Consider the following 17,349-nt stretch of genomic DNA (forward strand, 5'->3'; position numbering starts at 1 on the left):
CGTGGGGAGGGGGCTTCGCCCCTCCCCACACCCCTCCCCGTCAAGGGGGCCTTCGCCCCCTTGACCATCCCCCGCCGGGAGACCAGAGACGAGATCCTGACACCGCCTGGCACGCCTCGGAACGTCGGGGAACGGTGATCGGGCCGGACACCCCCTGGCCGCCTCGGAACGTCGGGGAACGGTGATCGGGCCGGACACCGCCTGGCCGCTTCGGAGCGTCGGGGCCGGTTCGGGTGGACGCCGGGCCGGTTCGGGTGGTCGGTTGAGGGTCGTTGGCGGGTGGCGGGTCAGAGGGAAGGGGTGGCGCCGCCGTCTACCAGGATGGTGCTGCCGGTGATGAAGCCTGCGTGGGTGCTGGCGAGGAAGGCGGCGGTGGCCGCGAAGTCGGCCGGGGCGCCGAGCCGGCCGACCGGGATGGTGGCGGCGATGTCGGCAAGGCCCGCGTCGGGGTCGGCGAACTGGCTGGTCAGCGCCGGGGTGCGGTGGTAGCCGGGGGCGAGCACGTTGATGGTGACGCCGTCCGGGCCGATCTCCGGTACCAGCGACTTCGCGTAGCCGGCGAGGCCGGGCCGCACCGTGTTGGACAGGCCGTATTGCGGGCGGGGCGCCCGGATCGTCTCGGAGGCGACGAGCAGGATCCGGCCCCAGCCGGCCGCTCGCAACCGGGGCAGCGTCGCCTGCACGAAGCCGATGTGGGCGAGCAGGCACAGCTCGACGGCGTCCCGGTAGGCGTCCAGGCCGAACGCGGTCACCGGGCCGGCGGGTGGGCCGCCGGCGTTGCTCACCACGATGCCCGGTTCGCCGAGATCGGTTGCCACCGCGTCGATCCAGCCGCGTACCGCGTCCTGGTCGCGCAGGTCGACCCGGTCGGCCCGGACCGACCCGTCGCCACCGACCGGGTGGGCCGCGGCCACCTGGTCGGCGGCGGCGGCGAGGCGCTGCTCGTTCCGGCCGCAGATCGCGACCCGGGCGCCCTCGGCGGCCAGTGCGGTCGCGACGGCCAGGCCGAGCCCGCTGGTCGCGCCGGAGACCAGCGCGACCCGGCCGGCGATACCGAGATCCACCAGGGTGCTCCTCTCGTTCGGTGCTCCGCACCGGCTGCCGGGAGGCCGCCGGCCACCCGACCGTTCGTCAGGCGGTGTCGCGCAGCCGGTAGCCGTACCGGTGCAGCCACGGTGCGGCGATCGAGGCGGCGACGTACCGGGTGGTACGCGGGGCGGTGGAACGCCAGCGATCGTCCGGCCGGATGGTGACCGGTCCGGTCCGCAGCCGGTCCGGGTTGCCGGTGACGGTGTGGTTGGGCGACAGTACGGCGGTGCCGTCGGCGCCGACCGGTGCGACGGCGGCGAGGCCCCAGTCCGCGAGCACCGCGCCGAGGGTGTCGGCCGGTGCGGCGGCGAAGTCCTCGTACCGCAGCCGCCGGTACCGGTCCGGGAAGGCGCGGCCGACCCGCGCCGAGGCGCGCTGGAACGCGACCCAGTAGGCGGTGCTGCGCCAGGCCGGCATGGCCGGGATGTACGCCTTCGGGCGGCGCCACGACTCCGCGATCGCGCGCGGATCCCGCAGCACGTGCAGCACGTACGGCCGGACCCGGCCGCTGCCGCACAGCGTCGCCGCCTCGGCCGGGAACTTGCCGCTGTCGACGATGATCCGGGCACCGGTCTCCGCTGCGATGGCTTCGTAGAGCCGTTCCAGATCGCGCCGGGCCAGGGTCGTGGCGGTGCTCTCGGCCAGCCGGGCGACGGCGTGCCGGGTGCGCAGCAGCCGACGCTGCCGGTCCAGCACGGCCGGCACCACCTCCGGGGCGTCCAACCGGCGCAGCACGGCCGACCACAGTGGACAGTCGGCGATCCGGGCGCCGCAGCCGCACGTGTCGTTGGTGCCGTCGCCCAGCACCCCGTGCCGCCACAGGTACCGCAGCTCGCCGACGTGCACCGCACCGGGCAGCTCGCCGATCAGGTTCCCGATCAGGGTGGTACCGCTGCGGCACCAGCCGGTCAGGTAGACGACGACGGGCCGCTCGTTCATCGCCGGCCCGGCAGAGCCGCGGCGACCTTGTCGACCGCGTCGACCAGCTGGGCGCAGTCCTCCTCCGTCAGGTTCGCCGACAGCGGGATGTCGACGGTGCGGGCCACCGCGGAGGTACTGGCCGGGAAGGCGGCGCGGGCGGCGGCCGGGTCCGGATGCAGGAACCGCCAGTTCCAGAACGCGCGGACGTTGACGTCGTTCGGGTCGCCGAAGGCGCGGACGCCGATCCCCTCGGCGCGCAGGGCGCGGGCGAACCAGCAGGCCGTCGGTGCGTCCGGTAGCCGCAGCAGCAGCGCCTCGCCGAGGTAGGCGCCGGGCGCGACCGGCTGCCGGACCGCGATGTCCGACCGGTCGGCGAGGGCAGCGGCGACCCGGTCGTAGTTGCGGCGATGCGCTTCGAGTCGGCCGGGTAGCCGAGCGAGCTGGGCGTGGGCGAGGGCGGCACGGATCTCGTCCATCCGCCAGCTGTACAGCGGCAGGGACAGGTCGTCCAGCTCGGGAGGGTCGGTGAAGTGCCGGGCCATGCGCGATTCGTAGGCGCCGGAGTAGACCAGCGCCCGGGCGTGCAGGGTGGCGTCGTCCGTGAGCAGGAAGCCGCCTTCCCCGGTGTTCAGCGCCTTGTCCGACTGGGTGGAGAACGCGCCGGCCCGGCCCCAGGTGCCGAGCGGCCGGCCTGCCAGCCGGACCCCCAGCGCCGGCACCGCGTCCTCGACGACAGGCACCCCGTACTGGTCGGCGATCGCGGTGAGGGCGGGCATGTCGGCGGCGAACCCGCGCATGTGTACCACCACGATCGCGCGGGCGCCGGCGGCGAGTGTGCGGTGCAGGTCGGCCGGATCGAGTTGCAGTTCGTCGTCGCACTCGACCAGGACCGGGCGGTGTCCGGCGAGCAGGATCGCGCTGGGGGTGGCGGCGAACGTGAACGTCGGGCAGATCACGTCGGAGCCGGCGGGCAGGTCCAGCGCGAGCAGCCCCAGCGCGAGGGCGGTGGTGCCGCTGGCGCAACCCAGCGCGTGTCCGGTGCCGAAGTACCGGCACAGCTCCGCCTCGAACGCGCCGGTCTCGGTCGCTTCGTGCGGGCGGGTGTCGTACCGGAAGTACCGGCGGCTGCGCAGCGCCCGGACGGCGGCGTCGATGTCCTCGTCGGCGACGTAGGCGTCGCCGTTGTCGTAGGCCGGCCAGCGGGTCGTACGGACCGGGGTGCCGCCGTCGATCGCCAGCGTGACGTCGGTGGTACTCGCGGCCATCGGCGGCTCCCTTCCGACCGGTGGCAGGCGTCGTTGCCGCACCACTCCAGGAGCCCGGGGCGGGGCACCGACGACGTGGGGCCGCCGTCGGGCCCGGATGCGTCATGCCGGGCTCGCGCTTACGAAATCGGATCGGTGCCGGCGCGGTATACCCAGCTACGGGCGAAACCAGGGTTTTCCCCAGAAGTTTCCTGGCCCCCGGATTTGTGCCCTAGGGTCTCGGTTCGAGTCGCCGAGCACGCCGGGCCCCGCCCCGGCCGGCGCGTTCGCCGACCCTGCTTACCTTGGCGCCCAAGGCGTTCGGTCCTCACCCGGATGGGGGTACGTTGCGCTACCTCGTCGACGATCCCGACCTGACCAGCCGCACACCCGGCGAGGAGCTGGCCGTGGCGGCCTGCCGTTCGCCGGGCGAGACCGCGACCGCCGTGGTACGAGGAGCGATCGCGCGGCACTTCCCCCTGGCCGCGACCCGGCCCCGCCCGCCGGTACGGGACCTGCTCAAGTCGGCCACCATCGCGGACGAGACGGTGTCGTTCGTCGAGGAGCGCCGCGGCTCGCACCAGGTCACCCTGGACACCGAGTACGCGGCGACCCCCGAGGCGCACCAGCAGCCCCGCGCGATCAAGGCGGCACTCACCGAGATCCGGGTCCGGGTACCGGTACCGGCCCAGATCTGCCGTGACCCGGCACTGCTGGCCCGGTTCGTCGACCACCGGGTCATCGTGCGACTGTGCACGGTGGAGAACGACGTCCTGCTGCACGGCAGCACCGACGGCGCGATCACCGGACTGCTCCGACTCCCCGACCTGCGCCGGCTCCGCGGCGGCACCGACCTGCTCGACAGCATCATGGCCGCCGCCGCCGACGTCGAGGACCAGGGCGGCTCCTGCGACGCGCTGGTCCTGCACCCCCGCACCTACTGGCGACTGATCGCGCTCGGCGCGCTGCCGACCCTGGACGCGGCCGGGCTGCGCATCACCCGGACCCGCATGATCGCCCCCGACCAGGTACTGCTGGGCGACTTCCGCGCCGGCGTCACGCTGCTGGACGGCAGCGACGGCGGCACCCTGACGCTGCGCCACCACGGCGAACTGGCCGAGATCGAGGCCGGCGGCCGGGTCGGCCTCGCGGTGCACCTGCCGCAGCACTTCGCCCTGCTGGTACTGGCGCCGGAGACGGTGCCGCCGGCCATCGAGGTCCTGCCGGCGGCGGAGGGGGCGGCATGAAGATCGGCATCCTGCTGTGGGACTACAGCGGCATCGACGCGGACGCCCTCGCGTTGCTGGAGTTCGGCAGGCAACGGGGCCACGAGATGTCCGGCTTCACCCTGGAGGAGATCGAGTACCGCCGGGCCGACGGGCGGGCGACCGTGCTCGCGAAGGGTGTCGACGTCGACGGCTACGACGCGGTGATCTCCCGGGCGAACCTGATCGGGGACGTGTGGCAGCAGGATCTGGCCGCCACCGCCGGGCCGTGGCGCGACCGGGTCGAGCGGTTGACGATGCTCAGCAACGCGCTCGGTCCGCGGCTGTTCGATCCGGTGGACGCCTGGCTGTGCGGGATGAGCAAGTTCCTGATGGCGCAACGGCTCGCCGAGGGCGGGTTCCCGGTGCCGCCGTTCCGGTCGGTGAGCTCGGTCGAGGACGCGGCGGCGGCGCTCGCCGACTGGGGCGACATCATCCTCAAGCCGTCGTACGGGCTGCGCGGCATCGACGTCGAGCGGGTCACCGACCTGGACGCCGACCGGTCCATCGTGGACAGTCAGCTGGCCCGCTACGGCACGGTGTTCTGCCAGCCGTTCTACCCCACCCAGTACGGCGAGCTGCGGATCACCGTGTGCGGCGAGGCGACGCCGATCAACATGCTCAAGCTGCCCGCGGCCGGTACCTGGCGGTGCAAGACGCTGGAGGGCGCGAGCTGGGAGCGGTTCGACGCACCGGACGAGCTGATCGACCTGTCCGTCCGGGCCGCCCGGCACCAGGGCCTCACCTGGGCCGGGCTGGACATCCTGCCGACCCCGGACGGGTACCGGATTCTCGAGGTCAACATGGTGCCCGGTTTCCTCGCCATCTTCGGCGACGGGCCCGCCGCCGAGGGCCACGCCGGCATCTTCGACTGGATCGAGAAGCGGTCCTGACGGCCCGCCACCGGCACGATCGGCGCACCGACGAGCGTTGGGGGACAACGGATCATGATGTACGGAGCGGAGTCGCTGCGGCTGCCGAGCGCCGAGCTGGCGGCCCGGTACCGCGCCGCCGGCTGGTGGCGGGACGAGACGTTCCTGGACGATCTGGCACGGGCCGCCGAGACCCGCCCGGAGCACCCCGCGATCATCGCGTACCAGGGCGACACGCCGCGGACGATCTGCTACCGCGAGCTCGCCGACCTGGTCGAACGGTTCGCCGGGGCGCTGCTGGCGCTCGGCGTCGAGCGCGGTGACGTGGTCGCCACGTACCTGCCGAACGTCTGGCAGCTGACCCCGCTGTGGCTGGCCTGCGCCCGGATCGGCGCGGTCAGCGCGGCGATGTTCCCGGCGCTCGCCGAGCGCGAACTGCGGTACACGATGACCGTCAGCCGGGCGCCGGTGTGCATCGGGCTGGACCGGATCGGCGACCTCGATCTCGGTGCCCGGATGGCCGCCGCGGCACCGGACACGGTACGGCACCGGGTGGTGATCGGGGACGGCTCGGCTGCCGACGCCATCGACTTCACCGAGTTCTTCCTCGCCACCGAGCATCCGGCGCCCGACCCGGCGCTCGCGCTGCGCCCGGACGAGCCCGCCGTACTGGTCTGCACGTCCGGCACGTCCGGCCAGATGAAGGCGGTGGCGCACACCGGCAACACGCTGTACGCGGCGGCCCGCGCCGGCGCCGAGCCGTACGGACTGGGTGCCGACGACGTGATCGTGGTGCCGCACCCGCACACGCACATGGCGGGCATGACCTACGGCGCGCTGATGCCGTTGCAGCTGGGCGCGACCTGGCTGCTGTACGACCGGCCGAACGACATGGGGCTGCTGCTCGACTCGATCGAGCGGCACGGCGTCAGCTGGGCGTACATGTCGCCCGGCTACCTGGTCGACCTGATCGCCCGGCAGCGCGAGCGGGCCCGCGACACCGGCTCGCTGCACCGGATCGTCTCCGGTTCCGCGCCGCTGCTGCCCGACCTGGTCGAGTCGGTACGCGACACCTTCCGGGTACCGGTGCACGCGCTGTGGGGCATGACCGAGAACGCCGCGGTCACCATGACCAGACCGGCGGACCCGGACGACTGGGCGACCCGCAGCGACGGCAGCGCGGTGCCGTGGATGGACGTCCGCATCGACGCGGCGGAGGGCGAGGAGGCGGGCCGCCTGCTGGTCCGGGGCGCCTCGCAGTGCCTCGGCTACCTGCACCAGCGCGACACCTACGACGAGTGCCTCGACGACGACGGCTGGTTCGACACCGGTGACATCGCGCGCCCCGACGGGCGCGGTGGCATCCGCATCGTCGGCCGCCGCAGCGACCTGATCATCCGCTCCAACGGCATGAAGGTGCCGGTACTGGAGGTCGAGGGGCTGCTCGCCCGACACCCCGGGATCAAGGAGCTGGCGCTCGTCGGCTACCCCGATCCGACCGTGCCGGGCTCCGAGCTGTGCTGTGCCGTCGTGGTACCGGACGGGCAGCCACCGACGCTCGCGGAACTGCACGAGTACCTCGGCGGGACCGGGATGGCGCGGGTGTTCTGGCCCGACCGGGTGCAGTTCGTCTGGCAGCTGCCGAGGAACTCGCTGGGCAAGATCCAGCGCGCCCCGCTGCACCAACGGCTGGAGCTGGCCGCGGCGCCGCGATGACGCGTACCGCGGGGGTCGGCAGCCCGGACGAGGACGCGGCCGGCCGCACCGACGGCTCCCGGGCCCGTACCGCGGCGCTGGCCGTGATCTGCGCCGCGCAGACGATGTTCCTGCTGGACACGATGATCGTGACGGTGGCACTGCCACACATCCAGACCGGGCTGCACTTCTCCGGCCCCGACCTGGAGTGGGTGATCACCGCGTACGCGCTGGCCTTCGGCGGGTTGCTGCTGCTCGGCAGCCGGTGCGGCGACGTGTTCGGCCGGCGCCGGATGTTCGTGTTCGGGCTGGTGCTGTTCACCGTCGCGTCGCTGACCGCCGGCCTGGCGCAGGCGCCGTGGCAACTGATCGCCTCCCGCGCGGCGCAGGCCGCCGGCGCCGCAGCGGCCAGCCCGGCGACGCTGTCGCTGCTCGCCACCACGTTCCCGGACGGCCCGGCACGGGCCCGGGCGATCAGCATCTACACCGCGCTGGGTACCGCCGGCGGTGGCATCGGCCTGCTGGCCGGCGGGCTGATCGCGAGCCTGACGTCGTGGCGCTGGATCATGCTGGTCAACGTGCCGTTCGGGATCCTCGTCGTCGCCCTCGCGCCGCGGGTGCTCCCCGAGTCGGGCCGCCGGCCCGGACGCTTCGACGTACCGGGAGCGCTGACCGGCACGCTCGGCATGACGCTGCTGGTGTACGGGCTGACCCGGGCCGCCGCCGACCCGTCCGGCACCGTGCACTGGGCCGACCCGGCGGTACTCGGATCGGTCGCCGGCGCCGCGCTGCTGCTCGGCGTGTTCGTGCTGGTGGAGTGGCGCAGCCGGCGGCCGCTGCTCCCGCTGCGGCTGTTCGCCGGCCGGGCCCGGGTCGGCAACTACCTGGCGATCGTCGCGTACAGCATGGCGATGACCGGGATCGCGTTCTTCCTCACCCTGTTCCTGCAGCGCATCTGGCACTACAGCCCCATGCGTACCGCGCTGGTCTTCCTACCGATGACCGCGCTGCTGGTGGTCTGCTCCCGCGCCAGCGGCCCGCTGCTGCGCCGCCTCGGTACCCGTACCGTCGTGCTCGGCGGGCTGGCGGTCGCCGCGGTCGGAGTCGGCTGGCTGTCCATGATGGACGGTTCGGGTGGCTACCTGACCGACCTGCTGGTGCCCAGCTCGCTGACCTACGCCGGCCTGGGCGTCGCCGCACCGCCGATGACCGTCGAGGCGATGGCGAGCATCGGCGAGCGGGACACCGGCATCGCCTCCGGCGTGTTCAACTGCGCCCGGCAGCTCGGCGGCGCGGTCGGGTTGGCGCTGCTCGGCAGCATCACCTGGACGACGGTCGCGGCGTACCGGCGACTGCCGGACGCGCAGGCACTGGCGGTCGGCGTCGACCGGGGCTTCCTCGCCGCCGCCGCGCTCGTCGTCCTGGCGCTCGCGGCCACCGTGGCCGGCACCCTTCGCCGCCGGACACCACGCCCCTGACGGCGCACCGGAACCCGGACCCACGGCGTACCACCGGACGCCCGGGGCGGGTCGCTTTCCCCGCCGGCCCCACGCGTACCACCGGACCTCCGGGGCGGGTCACTCCGCGGCGGGTGCCGCCAGCTCGCGGTAGCAGTGCAGATCCACGACGATGTCGTCGGCGTCGTACAGGGCGACCGTGTCGCCGTAGTTGTCCAGGAACTTCTTGCTCGCCGAGTCGACCTCCAGCGTCTCGCCGGCGGCGAGCTGGCGCGCCGGCAACGGCTGCCGGCGCAGCAGGTGGTTGCGCAGCGACCAGCCGCTCAGGTCCACAGTGGACTCCGCCCGCAGCACGGTGCGTTCGTCGACCGCCGAGGCCGACTCGATCCGTACCGGCGTGCGCGGCAACCGGCTCGGCTGCCCGGCCAGGATCGGCTGCGCGAACGGCACGTTGTTGGTGATCACCGCGTCGACGCCGAGATCGCGCATCGCCGCGACCGTCTCCGGTGCGTCGATCGTCCACGGCAGCACCCGGATCCCGTGCTCGTGCGCGGCTGTCACGTGCTCGGCGGTCAGCAGCCGGCCCAGCGGCGTGTACCCGGAGACCCAGTCACCCAGCGCCGCGAACCGGTCCAGCTCCAGCATGTAGGTCAGCCCGCTCATCAGGCACATCGGTACGGTCGGCAGCAGGTCGTGCAGCTGCCACAGCCGGTCCGGGTCGCTGACCTGGATCGCCACCGGCGGATGACCGGGGTCGTTCAGCCGGTCGCCGAGGCAGCGGTGCAGCTCCTCGGCCAGCTGCTCCTCGATCCCCGGGCTGCGCTCCGGCCACTTCAGCTCGATGAACAGCGTGCTGCGCCCGTCGATCGCGGCCAGCAGCTCGGTCAGCGTCGGTACCGGCTCGCCGCGGTACCGCTCGTCGAACCAGGCGCCGGCGTCGAGCTTGCGCAACTCCGCCATGGTCAGCTCGTTGATCGTCGCGTCCGCCCGGTCCGGCAGCACCTGCGCGATGTCGGTGGTACGGCGCAGCTTGCTGTCGTGCATCACGACCAGCTCGCCGTCACCGCAGCGCTGCACGTCCACCTCGATCGTCCGGGCACCCTGCTCGATCGCCGTGCTGCAGGCGGCGATCGTGTTCTCCGGCGCGGTGCCGCACGCACCCCGGTGCGCGACGCAGGTACCGATCCGCGGCCATTCGGGTTTTCCGCTCATCCGGGGGATGCTACGGGCAACCGGGCCGGTCCCGGTGACCCGACATCGATCGACGTCGTATCGGCGCTGCTGAGTTGTAAGCAACGGTTTCGCGCTGCACACCTGATTGATCGGGTCTTCACATGCCGCGATCAGCGGTGTCAACCGTTGTGTTGACGTACCGTTGTCGCCCCGCGGGAACCGACTGGCACGCTTGCTCCGGTACACGACGTCACCGACCACGTGTCCTCACGAGCTCGGTTCGCCACCTCCACAGTCGTCGGAGGTGGCGAACCGACTCGCGGGCGGGCCGCCGAGGTCACGTGCGGGTCCCGGTCCCCGTCGGGCAACCGGGGGGATGCCGGTGGGGGCCGGGACCATCGTCGTGGCACCGGGTGCGCAGGGGGTTGCGCTACCGAAACCGGTCATGATCAGGGGGAACGCATGACCCAGACAGAGTTGCCGACACTGGCCGTGGCGAGCGGCCAGACCGTCCAGGTGCACGCGCACGGACGGATCCTCGCCTCCGCGATCCGCAACGGCCGGGGCTGGTCGGTCCTGGTGGACGGGGAACAGTACGAGGCGTCCAACCTCGACCGGGTGCTGGAACTGCTCCGCCTGCTCCCGCACCACCGCCGCCGCTGACCGCACCATCCACAGTGGACCTATGAGTCCACTGTGGATGCATTGAGCGCCAGCCCGTAACCCGCTGTCCGACCTTCGTGCCGCGCGCCGTGCGCCGGTCGATCGCGCCGTGTCCGTGCTCCCGCACGCGCACCCGGCCGGTCGGCCGGCGCGCTGCTGCGCTGGCCGCGAAGGGTGACCGGGCGGCAGCGCTGTTGACTCTTGACGCGAGCAGCGTCGACGCCTAGGTTTCACGATCAAACATCGTCGATCAGGATTCCACACAGATCGACCATTGATCCCCACTCAAACAGGACAGAGGGGGCACCGTGGATACCTCCACGCCCGTACCGGCCCTGCCCGACAGACCGCGCGCCCGGCTCCGGCGCCTCCTCGCCGCCGCGAGCGCGGCGGTCGCCGTCGCCACTGCACTCACCGCCGCGGCGACAACACCCGCCGCCGCCCTCGACAACGACCTCGCGGCGACCCCGCCGATGGGCTGGAACAGCTGGAACACCTTCGGCTGCGCCATCGACGAGGACCTGATCGAGAGCACCGCCGACCACCTCGTCTCGTCCGGGCTCGCCGCGAAGGGCTACCGGTACGTCAACATCGACGACTGCTGGCAGGCGCCGCAACGGGACCAGGCGGGACGGCTGCAGGCCGACCCGACCCGCTTCCCCAGCGGCATCAAGGCACTCGCCGACCACGTCCACGCGCAGGGGCTGAAGCTCGGGATCTACTCGACCGCCGGTACCGGCACCTGCCAGCGGCTGCCCGGCAGCCTCGGCCACGAGGACCTCGACGCGCGCACCTTCGCGTCCTGGGGCGTCGACTACCTCAAGTACGACCACTGCTTCACCGAGAAGTCGGCGCTGCCGGACGTCGACCGCATCACCCTGACCGGCGGCGACCAGACCAGCTCGTACGAAGGGGAAGCGGCGCAGCCGTCGGGCACCGCGAAGACCGTGTCCTGCCCGACCTGCTCCGGCGGCGCGCGGGTCACCGGGCTCGGCGCCGCGAAGGGCGCGCTCGACTTCTCCGTCGACGTACCGACCGCGGGCACCTACCGGCTCGGGATCGACTACCTGTACGGCGCCGACCCGCGCACCTCCTACTACCCCACCGGGTACGTGACGGTGAACGGCCAGCGGGCGGGCGACCGGATCCGCTTCGACCCGTCGCCGTCCGCACAGCAGACCGCCTCGTACCGGATGGACGTGACGCTGGCCGCCGGCGGCAACACCATCCGGCTGGACAACCCGCTGACCGATCTGAAGGTCAAGCAGGACAACTTCGCCCGGATGCGCGACGCGCTCGCGGCGACCGGCCGACCCATCGTCTACTCGATCAACGCGAACACCCAGGACGGCACGTCGTTCGCCGACATCGCCAACCTCTGGCGCACGACGCAGGACATCAAACCGTTGTGGCACAGCACATCCTGGTACCGGGGTGTAGACGACATCATCGAGCAGAACGGCAGGCTGGGCAGCGCGACCGGGCCCGGGCACTGGAACGACCCGGACATGCTCGAGGTCGGCGTCCGGCTCGACGGATTCCCCGGCCTGACACCGGACGAGGAGCGCACCCACTTCAGCATGTGGGCGATGATGGCCGCACCGCTGATCGCCGGCGCGGACGTGCGGACGATGAGCGCGGACACCGCCGAGGTGCTCGGCAACTCCGCGGTCATCGCCGTCGACCAGGACCGGCTGGGCCAGGCCGGTACGCTCGTCGCCAGCAGCGGCGACACCGAGGTCTGGGTCCGCGTGCTGCACAACGGCGACCGCGCCGTCGTCCTGCGCAACCGCGGTACGACGACCCGGCAGGTCACCGCGACCCCGGCGCAGCTCGGCGTCACCGCCGACAACCGCTACCTGGTCCGGGATCTGTGGGCGGACACCGCGCGTACCCACGTCCCGGCCGAGCTGTCCGCGGCGGTACCGGCGCACGGCGTCGCGATGTACCGGATCCATCGCCTGGGCCGCTGACCCGGTGCGGCGCGCGACCCCCGACGGTCGCGCGCCGCGCCGCCTCGACCATCCATTGTGGACGCTTCAGCATCGGCAGGCGTCGCGCCGATGGCGCACCGGGTACGGTCCGCTCGGTGCGGCGGCCACCGTTCGCCGCCGCGACGCCTGTCGAGCTCTGCTCGTACTCGACCGGGATGAGCACGACGTCGGCCCGACCGTTGCGGGTGATCGGACTCGCGCGCGACGCGGTCGGCCAGCTCGGCGACGTGCGCCCTGGCCTCCGTGATCGGAACGGCCCCCATTCGGACCATCATCCTGAACTCTGGCCGGTCCGCGGCCGGCTTCGCGAGGGTCAGCAGGTGGGCCAGCGGAAATCCTGCCTGCCGAGGTCGTCGCCGGCGTGCCGGCCGCCTTCCGGGTAGAGGCGCAGGCCGCCGGAGTCGGTGAGGTCGACGCGCAGCACGCCGTCGCGGGTGGGACAGGTCAGCGTCGTCGTCGCGTGCACGCCGGTCTGCCGGTCGGTGCCGGTCACGGTCAGCTTCACCAGGCCGGGCCGGCGGTCCGCGACCGAGAACTCGTTGCCGTCCGGCTGGACCGTGATCACCGGATGCCGTACCACCGCCCACGACACCGACGTCACCTCGGCGCCGCTGAACACCTGGCCGGGATGGCCCGGTACCGGCACCGACCCCGCGCCGAACGGGCAGCCCGGGGTGACCAGCCTCCGGTGCGTCGCGCAGGCGTCCAGGTACGCGTCGACCTGGTGCTGCGCCTGCCGCTGCGCCTCGGCGGTGAGGGTCGTCGGGGGCAGCGTGACCGGCGTGCCGTCGAGCACGATCGCATCGGGTTGCCGCAGCACGTACGTCCCCGGCATCAGCGGGTACCCGGAGCGGGCCACCGTGACGGTGTCCGGGGCCGAGGCGAAGAACCGGTGCACCCCGGGAAGCAGGGCGAGCTTGCCGACCCGCGCGACCCGCGCGGCCGTCTCGGGCAGCGCCTTCCGGTGCCCGTCGACGTCGACGTACGGCAGCGGGAAGGTCCCGAACGTCAGGTAGACGTACGGGTCGCGCAGCCGCCAGTCGTCGCCGGACCGGAACACGGTGAACCGGTACGAGGCGGTCCGGCCGCCGGCCGTCGAGATCGTCGCGTCGACCAGGCTCTCGCCCGGCCCGAGCGCGCTCGGTACCGCCCGCACCGAGTCGAGGTGCCACCGCTGCCGGGACACGGCCACCCGCAGGAACGAGTCGTCCGCGGACGAGTCGGGCTCGTCGTCCACCACCGCGGTGGCCGCGGCCACGTCACCCCGCTGGATCGCGCTGAGGAACGCGCGTACCTGCCGCTCGGCCGGGCTCGTGGCGCCCGGCCACACCAGGATCCCGAGCAGCAGCACGATGATCACGCCGGCCACCGCGTACCAGGTGATCGACCGCTGCCGCGCGCTCCGCAGCCGGGCGTCGCCCGGCACCGCACCGGGAACGTCGTCTTCCGGCTCGTCGTGCTCGGGCACGTCGTCTTCCGGCTCGTCGTCGCCCGGCTCCGCGTGCGGGGGCACGTCGTCCTCCGGCTCGACGTACGGCACGTCGTCCTCGGGCTCGACGCACGGCACGTCGGCCGTGGTGCCGAGCTGGGACACGCCGGGCGCCGGCTCGGCCGAGCCGTCCGGGCGCCGGGGGTCGTCCGTTGCGCGTTCCATGCGGCCACCCCTGGGGCTGGGCTGGACGCCGACTCGGGGCGAACCGGCGTAGCGGAGATCGTACGGGAACGGTCGATCGTGACTCCGTCGCGCGACAACGCTAGCGTGCTCGGATATCACGAACCTGGGGAGCAGCCGATGAGCGACGCCGCGTCCGAGCCGAAGGACGACGGCCCACCCGGCGCCGGCGATCGGGACGCCGGCGCCGCCGAGCCGGCGGCCGCCGCCGGGCCGGAGGCCAGGTCCGCCGAGCCGGACGGCCAGGTGCCGGCCGGTGCCGCGGAGCCGGAGGACGACATCCCGGCCGATGCCGCCGAACCCGACGACGACGTGCCCGCGGCCGACGAGCCGGCGGCCGACGGTGCGCGGCTGGCGCCGGGCTGGCACGTCGCGTCGGCATCGTTGCTGGTCGTGATCCTGATACTGGCGGGGATCCTGGTCGTGCGGCACACCGGCACCGGCACCGAACCGGTCGCCGCGGCATCGCCCTCGGCGTCCTCGCGTACCAAGGGGACGGTGTCGACCGGGCGGGCGGCGCCGGATCACGGCACGCTGAGCATCGCCGAGTCGGGCTTCCGGAACATCACCACGCCGGCCGGCGACCCCGCGGTGAGCTGGGGCGTCGTCCTGTCCAACAGCAGCCACAGCGCGGTCGCCGCCGTCCTGCTGAAGATCACCTACCGCGACCACGACGGGGCGACCATCGCCGTGCGGGACTTCTCCCGCAGGGCGAAGGCGGCGGAGATCCTGCCCGGCAGCCGGGCCGGTGTCGGCGGCGTCGGGTACCTGCCGAGCAAGGCGCCGGCGACCGTCCAGGTCAGCGTGGACAGCGTGCTGTGGACGGTGACGTCGAAGCGGCAGTCGTTGCGGGCGAGCAACCTCACCACCGACTGGCGGGACCAGGGCCAGCAGGCCCGACACTGGAAGCATCCGACCGCCGAGGCCAACCGGCGCGGCAACCTGTACCTGACGTTCCGGGTGGAGTCCACCTTTCCGAGCCTGCTGTCCTACCCCGCCTACACCGCGGTCTACCGGGACGAGCACGGTCGGATCGTCGGCGGCGCCCCGCTCGACTCGTTCGGAACCGACGTCCTGGTCCCGGCCGGCTGGTCCGAGCAGACCGTCCGGGTGTGGTACCCGCCGCCGGCGGGCGCCGTCGACGCGAAGACCGAGGTCTACCTGTACTCCCGGCGGGACTGACTGGCCGTCGTCCGGCGACCGGTCCAGCTGACCGGCCGCGGCCGGCCGATCAGGCGGTACGCGCGGTCCGGCCGATCGGTGCCGGTCGGCTGCGTACCCTCGCGGCATGGACGTGGTCTGGCTGGAGAGCCTGGTGGCGCTGGGTGAGCACGGCAGCTTCACCCGAGCGGCCGAGTCGCTGCACATCAGCCAGCCGGCGTTCAGCCGGCGGATCCGCGCGCTGGAGCAGTGGGCCGGCACCGACCTGGTCGACCGGACCAGCCTGCCGATCACGCTGACCCCGAGCGGCCGGGTGCTGCGGGCCCGCGCCGCCGACGTGGTGGCGGGGCTGTCCGCGCTGCACGACGAGATGCGCGGCCGGCAGACGATGCCGGCGCACCCGGTCCGGCTGGCGGTCAGCCACAGCCTCGCCACGCACTACTTCGCCGGGTGGTGGCGGTCGATCACCGCGGACGCGCCGCAGCTGACCTGCCTGCTGCTCGCGGCGAACACGCTGGAGGCGTACGACACGCTGGTGCACGGCGGCTGCGACCTGCTGCTCGCCTACGTCGACCCGCTGCACCCGCTGGAACTGGGCGACAGCGACCTGGAGTCGGTACTGGTCGCGCGGGACCGGCTCGCGCCGTACGCCCGGCCCGACACGTACCGGCTGCCCGACCCGCGGCGGTCGCCGGACGACGGCCCGGAGGTGCCGTACGTCAGCCACGGCGCCGGCTCGTTCCTCGGCCGGGTCACCGACCGGACGCTGGCCGGTCGGCGGCCCCGGCTGCGCCCGGTCGCGCAGAGCGACCTCACCTCGGTACTGGCGGCGCTGGTCGCCGCCGGCCTCGGGGTCGGCTGGCTGCCCGGCCTGCTCACCGCCGAGCAGGTGGCGGCCGGACGGATGACGCCGGTCGGCGACGGGCAGTGGACCGCCGGGCTGGAGATCCGGCTCAGCCGCAACCGGCGGCAGCGGGCCAGCAGTCACGCCGCCGAGGTCTGGGAGCGGGCCACCGTGGACCGGGACCCGACCGGCTGACCCGGGCCGACGTCGGCTACTCCGGGGCGAACGTGCTGCGGTAGCCGAACAGGCCGACGCTGCCGCCGGTGTGCACGAACACCACGTGCTCGTCGGCGGCGAACCGCCCGGCCTCGATCGCCCCCAGCAGCCCGGCGAACCCCTTGCCCGAGTAGACCGGGTCGAGCAGGATGCCCTCGGTCTCGGCGAGCAGCCGGACCGCGGCGACCATCTCGTCGGTCGGTACCCCGTAGCCGGGTCCGGTCCAGCGGTCGTCCACCTGCACGTCGTCCAGGCCCACCGCGCCGGGCGCGCCGATCAGCTCGGCGGTGCGTACGGCGAGGTCGTGCACCAGCGGCCGCTGCACCGCCTCCGGCTGCCGGACGCTGACCCCGAGCACCTGGATGCCGCTGCGCATCGCGAGCAGCCCGGCGAGCAGCCCGGCCTGGGTGCCCGCACTGCCGGTCGCGTGCACCACCCAGTCGATCGGTACGTCGGAGGTCGCGAGCTCCTGCGCGCAGCCCACGTACCCGAGCGCGCCGACCGGGTTCGACCCGCCGCCGGGAATCACGTACGGCCGCTTCCCCTGGGCGCGCAGGTCGTCGGCGAGCGACTCCATCGCCTTCGCCATGTCCGTACCGGCCGGCAGCCGGTCGGCGATCCGGGCGCCGAGGATCGTGTCCAGCAGCACGTTGCCGGACGCCTCGTAGTCGTCGTCGCGGACCTGCCGGCGTTCCAGCAGCAGCGCGCAGCCGAGGCCGGCGCGGGCCGCCGCGGCAGCGGTCTGCCGGGCGTGGTTGGACTGCGTCGCGCCCTGCGTGATCAGCGTGTCGGCGCCCTGCGCCAGCGCGTCCGCGAGCAGGTACTCCAGCTTGCGGGTCTTGTTGCCGCCGGTTGCGAGCCCGGTGCAGTCGTCCCGCTTGATCCACAGGTGCGGCACCGTCGAACCCTTGGCGCGCAACACCTCCGTCAACCGGGGCATCGGCTCCAGCGGCGTGGGCAGGTGCCCCAGCCGGTACCGGGGGAATCGAGCGAGCTGCATCCGTGGCCTCCCATCGGCGAACCGGGGCCGGTAGCGGGCCCCCGGGCGAGTACAGCAGAACCGGTACCGGGCGGTCCAATGCC

14 protein-coding genes are annotated in these 17,349 nt (G+C 73.3%); 8 read left to right on the top strand and 6 right to left on the bottom strand.

Features of this window, described 5'->3' with window-relative positions; translation table 11 throughout:
• Window positions 1-287: 287 nt before the first annotated feature.
• The 3 genes from NUM_RS29280 to NUM_RS29290 all read right to left on the bottom strand — a co-directional run bounded on the left by NUM_RS29280 (window position 288) and on the right by NUM_RS29290 (window position 3,275).
• Window positions 288-1,064 (bottom strand): SDR family oxidoreductase, encoded by a 777-nt coding sequence (locus tag NUM_RS29280; protein ID WP_207122374.1) that lies wholly within the window; start codon window positions 1,062-1,064, stop codon window positions 288-290.
• 67 nt (window positions 1,065-1,131) lie between these two features.
• Window positions 1,132-2,028: a sulfotransferase gene (locus tag NUM_RS29285; RefSeq protein ID WP_207122375.1), complete on the bottom strand. Its 897-nt coding sequence runs from the start codon at window positions 2,026-2,028 to the stop codon at window positions 1,132-1,134.
• Window positions 2,025-3,275 (bottom strand): DegT/DnrJ/EryC1/StrS family aminotransferase, encoded by a 1,251-nt coding sequence (locus tag NUM_RS29290; RefSeq protein ID WP_207122376.1) that lies wholly within the window; start codon window positions 3,273-3,275, stop codon window positions 2,025-2,027. The genes NUM_RS29285 and NUM_RS29290 overlap by 4 nt, the downstream gene beginning before the upstream one ends.
• Window positions 3,276-3,601: 326 nt before the next feature.
• Between NUM_RS29290 and NUM_RS29295 the strand changes: the two genes are divergently transcribed.
• From NUM_RS29295 to NUM_RS29310, 4 genes are read left to right on the top strand one after another with little or no spacing between them, the layout of a single operon-like run.
• On the top strand, window positions 3,602-4,501 hold the full coding sequence (locus NUM_RS29295) for a family 3 encapsulin nanocompartment shell protein (RefSeq protein WP_207122377.1): 900 nt from the start codon (window positions 3,602-3,604) through the stop codon (window positions 4,499-4,501).
• Window positions 4,498-5,412 (top strand): ATP-grasp domain-containing protein, encoded by a 915-nt coding sequence (locus NUM_RS29300; RefSeq protein WP_207122378.1) that lies wholly within the window; start codon window positions 4,498-4,500, stop codon window positions 5,410-5,412. Before NUM_RS29295 ends, NUM_RS29300 begins: the two co-directional genes overlap by 4 nt.
• A gap of 54 nt (window positions 5,413-5,466) precedes the next feature.
• Window positions 5,467-7,107 (top strand): AMP-binding protein, encoded by a 1,641-nt coding sequence (locus NUM_RS29305; protein ID WP_207122379.1) that lies wholly within the window; start codon window positions 5,467-5,469, stop codon window positions 7,105-7,107.
• Complete coding sequence (locus NUM_RS29310; RefSeq protein WP_207122380.1) at window positions 7,104-8,564, top strand: MFS transporter; 1,461 nt, start codon at window positions 7,104-7,106, stop codon at window positions 8,562-8,564. Before NUM_RS29305 ends, NUM_RS29310 begins: the two co-directional genes overlap by 4 nt.
• Window positions 8,565-8,663: 99 nt before the next feature.
• Here the strand turns inward: NUM_RS29310 and NUM_RS29315 are convergent, their stop codons facing one another.
• Complete coding sequence (locus tag NUM_RS29315) at window positions 8,664-9,755, bottom strand: glycerophosphodiester phosphodiesterase family protein (protein WP_207122381.1); 1,092 nt, start codon at window positions 9,753-9,755, stop codon at window positions 8,664-8,666.
• Between the two features lie 423 nt (window positions 9,756-10,178).
• Here NUM_RS29315 and NUM_RS29320 point away from each other — a divergent pair, with 423 nt between their 5' ends.
• Complete coding sequence (locus NUM_RS29320; protein ID WP_203964697.1) at window positions 10,179-10,379, top strand: hypothetical protein; 201 nt, start codon at window positions 10,179-10,181, stop codon at window positions 10,377-10,379.
• Between the two features lie 308 nt (window positions 10,380-10,687).
• Window positions 10,688-12,352 carry an alpha-galactosidase gene (locus NUM_RS29325; RefSeq protein WP_207122382.1) on the top strand — a complete coding sequence of 555 codons (1,665 nt, stop codon included), beginning with the start codon at window positions 10,688-10,690 and terminating at the stop codon, window positions 12,350-12,352.
• A gap of 334 nt (window positions 12,353-12,686) precedes the next feature.
• On the opposite strand, the gene NUM_RS29330 is transcribed toward NUM_RS29325, so the two are convergent.
• Complete coding sequence (locus tag NUM_RS29330; protein WP_207122383.1) at window positions 12,687-14,027, bottom strand: hypothetical protein; 1,341 nt, start codon at window positions 14,025-14,027, stop codon at window positions 12,687-12,689.
• Between the two features lie 138 nt (window positions 14,028-14,165).
• Here NUM_RS29330 and NUM_RS29335 point away from each other — a divergent pair, with 138 nt between their 5' ends.
• Together NUM_RS29335 and NUM_RS29340 are read left to right on the top strand one after the other, a co-directional pair.
• Window positions 14,166-15,227 (top strand): hypothetical protein, encoded by a 1,062-nt coding sequence (locus tag NUM_RS29335; protein WP_207122384.1) that lies wholly within the window; start codon window positions 14,166-14,168, stop codon window positions 15,225-15,227.
• Between the two features lie 106 nt (window positions 15,228-15,333).
• Window positions 15,334-16,245, top strand: coding sequence for a LysR family transcriptional regulator (locus NUM_RS29340; protein ID WP_207122385.1), 912 nt, complete (start codon window positions 15,334-15,336; stop codon window positions 16,243-16,245).
• Between the two features lie 16 nt (window positions 16,246-16,261).
• Here the strand turns inward: NUM_RS29340 and cuyA are convergent, their stop codons facing one another.
• A complete protein-coding gene (gene cuyA / locus NUM_RS29345; RefSeq protein WP_207122386.1) occupies window positions 16,262-17,266 on the bottom strand; it encodes a D-cysteate sulfo-lyase in 1,005 nt (334 codons plus the stop codon).
• Between the last annotated feature and the right edge of the window lie 83 nt (window positions 17,267-17,349).

It is taken from the genome of Actinocatenispora comari (assembly GCF_017312725.1).
GTDB lineage: Bacteria > Actinomycetota > Actinomycetes > Mycobacteriales > Micromonosporaceae > Actinocatenispora > Actinocatenispora comari.

Excerpts from the sequence above, each read along its gene's own strand:
- NUM_RS29285 (WP_207122375.1), bottom strand. The coding sequence starts at position 2,028 with ATGAACGAGCGGCCCGTCGTCGTCTACCTGACCGGCTGGTGCCGCAGC.
- NUM_RS29290 (WP_207122376.1), bottom strand. The coding sequence starts at position 3,275 with ATGGCCGCGAGTACCACCGACGTCACGCTGGCGATCGACGGCGGCACC.
- NUM_RS29300 (WP_207122378.1), top strand. The coding sequence starts at position 4,498 with ATGAAGATCGGCATCCTGCTGTGGGACTACAGCGGCATCGACGCGGAC.
- NUM_RS29305 (WP_207122379.1), top strand. The coding sequence starts at position 5,467 with ATGATGTACGGAGCGGAGTCGCTGCGGCTGCCGAGCGCCGAGCTGGCG.
- NUM_RS29310 (WP_207122380.1), top strand. The coding sequence starts at position 7,104 with ATGACGCGTACCGCGGGGGTCGGCAGCCCGGACGAGGACGCGGCCGGC.
- NUM_RS29315 (WP_207122381.1), bottom strand. The coding sequence starts at position 9,755 with ATGAGCGGAAAACCCGAATGGCCGCGGATCGGTACCTGCGTCGCGCAC.
- NUM_RS29320 (WP_203964697.1), top strand. The coding sequence starts at position 10,179 with ATGACCCAGACAGAGTTGCCGACACTGGCCGTGGCGAGCGGCCAGACC.
- NUM_RS29330 (WP_207122383.1), bottom strand. The coding sequence starts at position 14,027 with ATGGAACGCGCAACGGACGACCCCCGGCGCCCGGACGGCTCGGCCGAG.
- NUM_RS29335 (WP_207122384.1), top strand. The coding sequence starts at position 14,166 with ATGAGCGACGCCGCGTCCGAGCCGAAGGACGACGGCCCACCCGGCGCC.
- NUM_RS29340 (WP_207122385.1), top strand. The coding sequence starts at position 15,334 with ATGGACGTGGTCTGGCTGGAGAGCCTGGTGGCGCTGGGTGAGCACGGC.
- cuyA (WP_207122386.1), bottom strand. The coding sequence starts at position 17,266 with ATGCAGCTCGCTCGATTCCCCCGGTACCGGCTGGGGCACCTGCCCACG.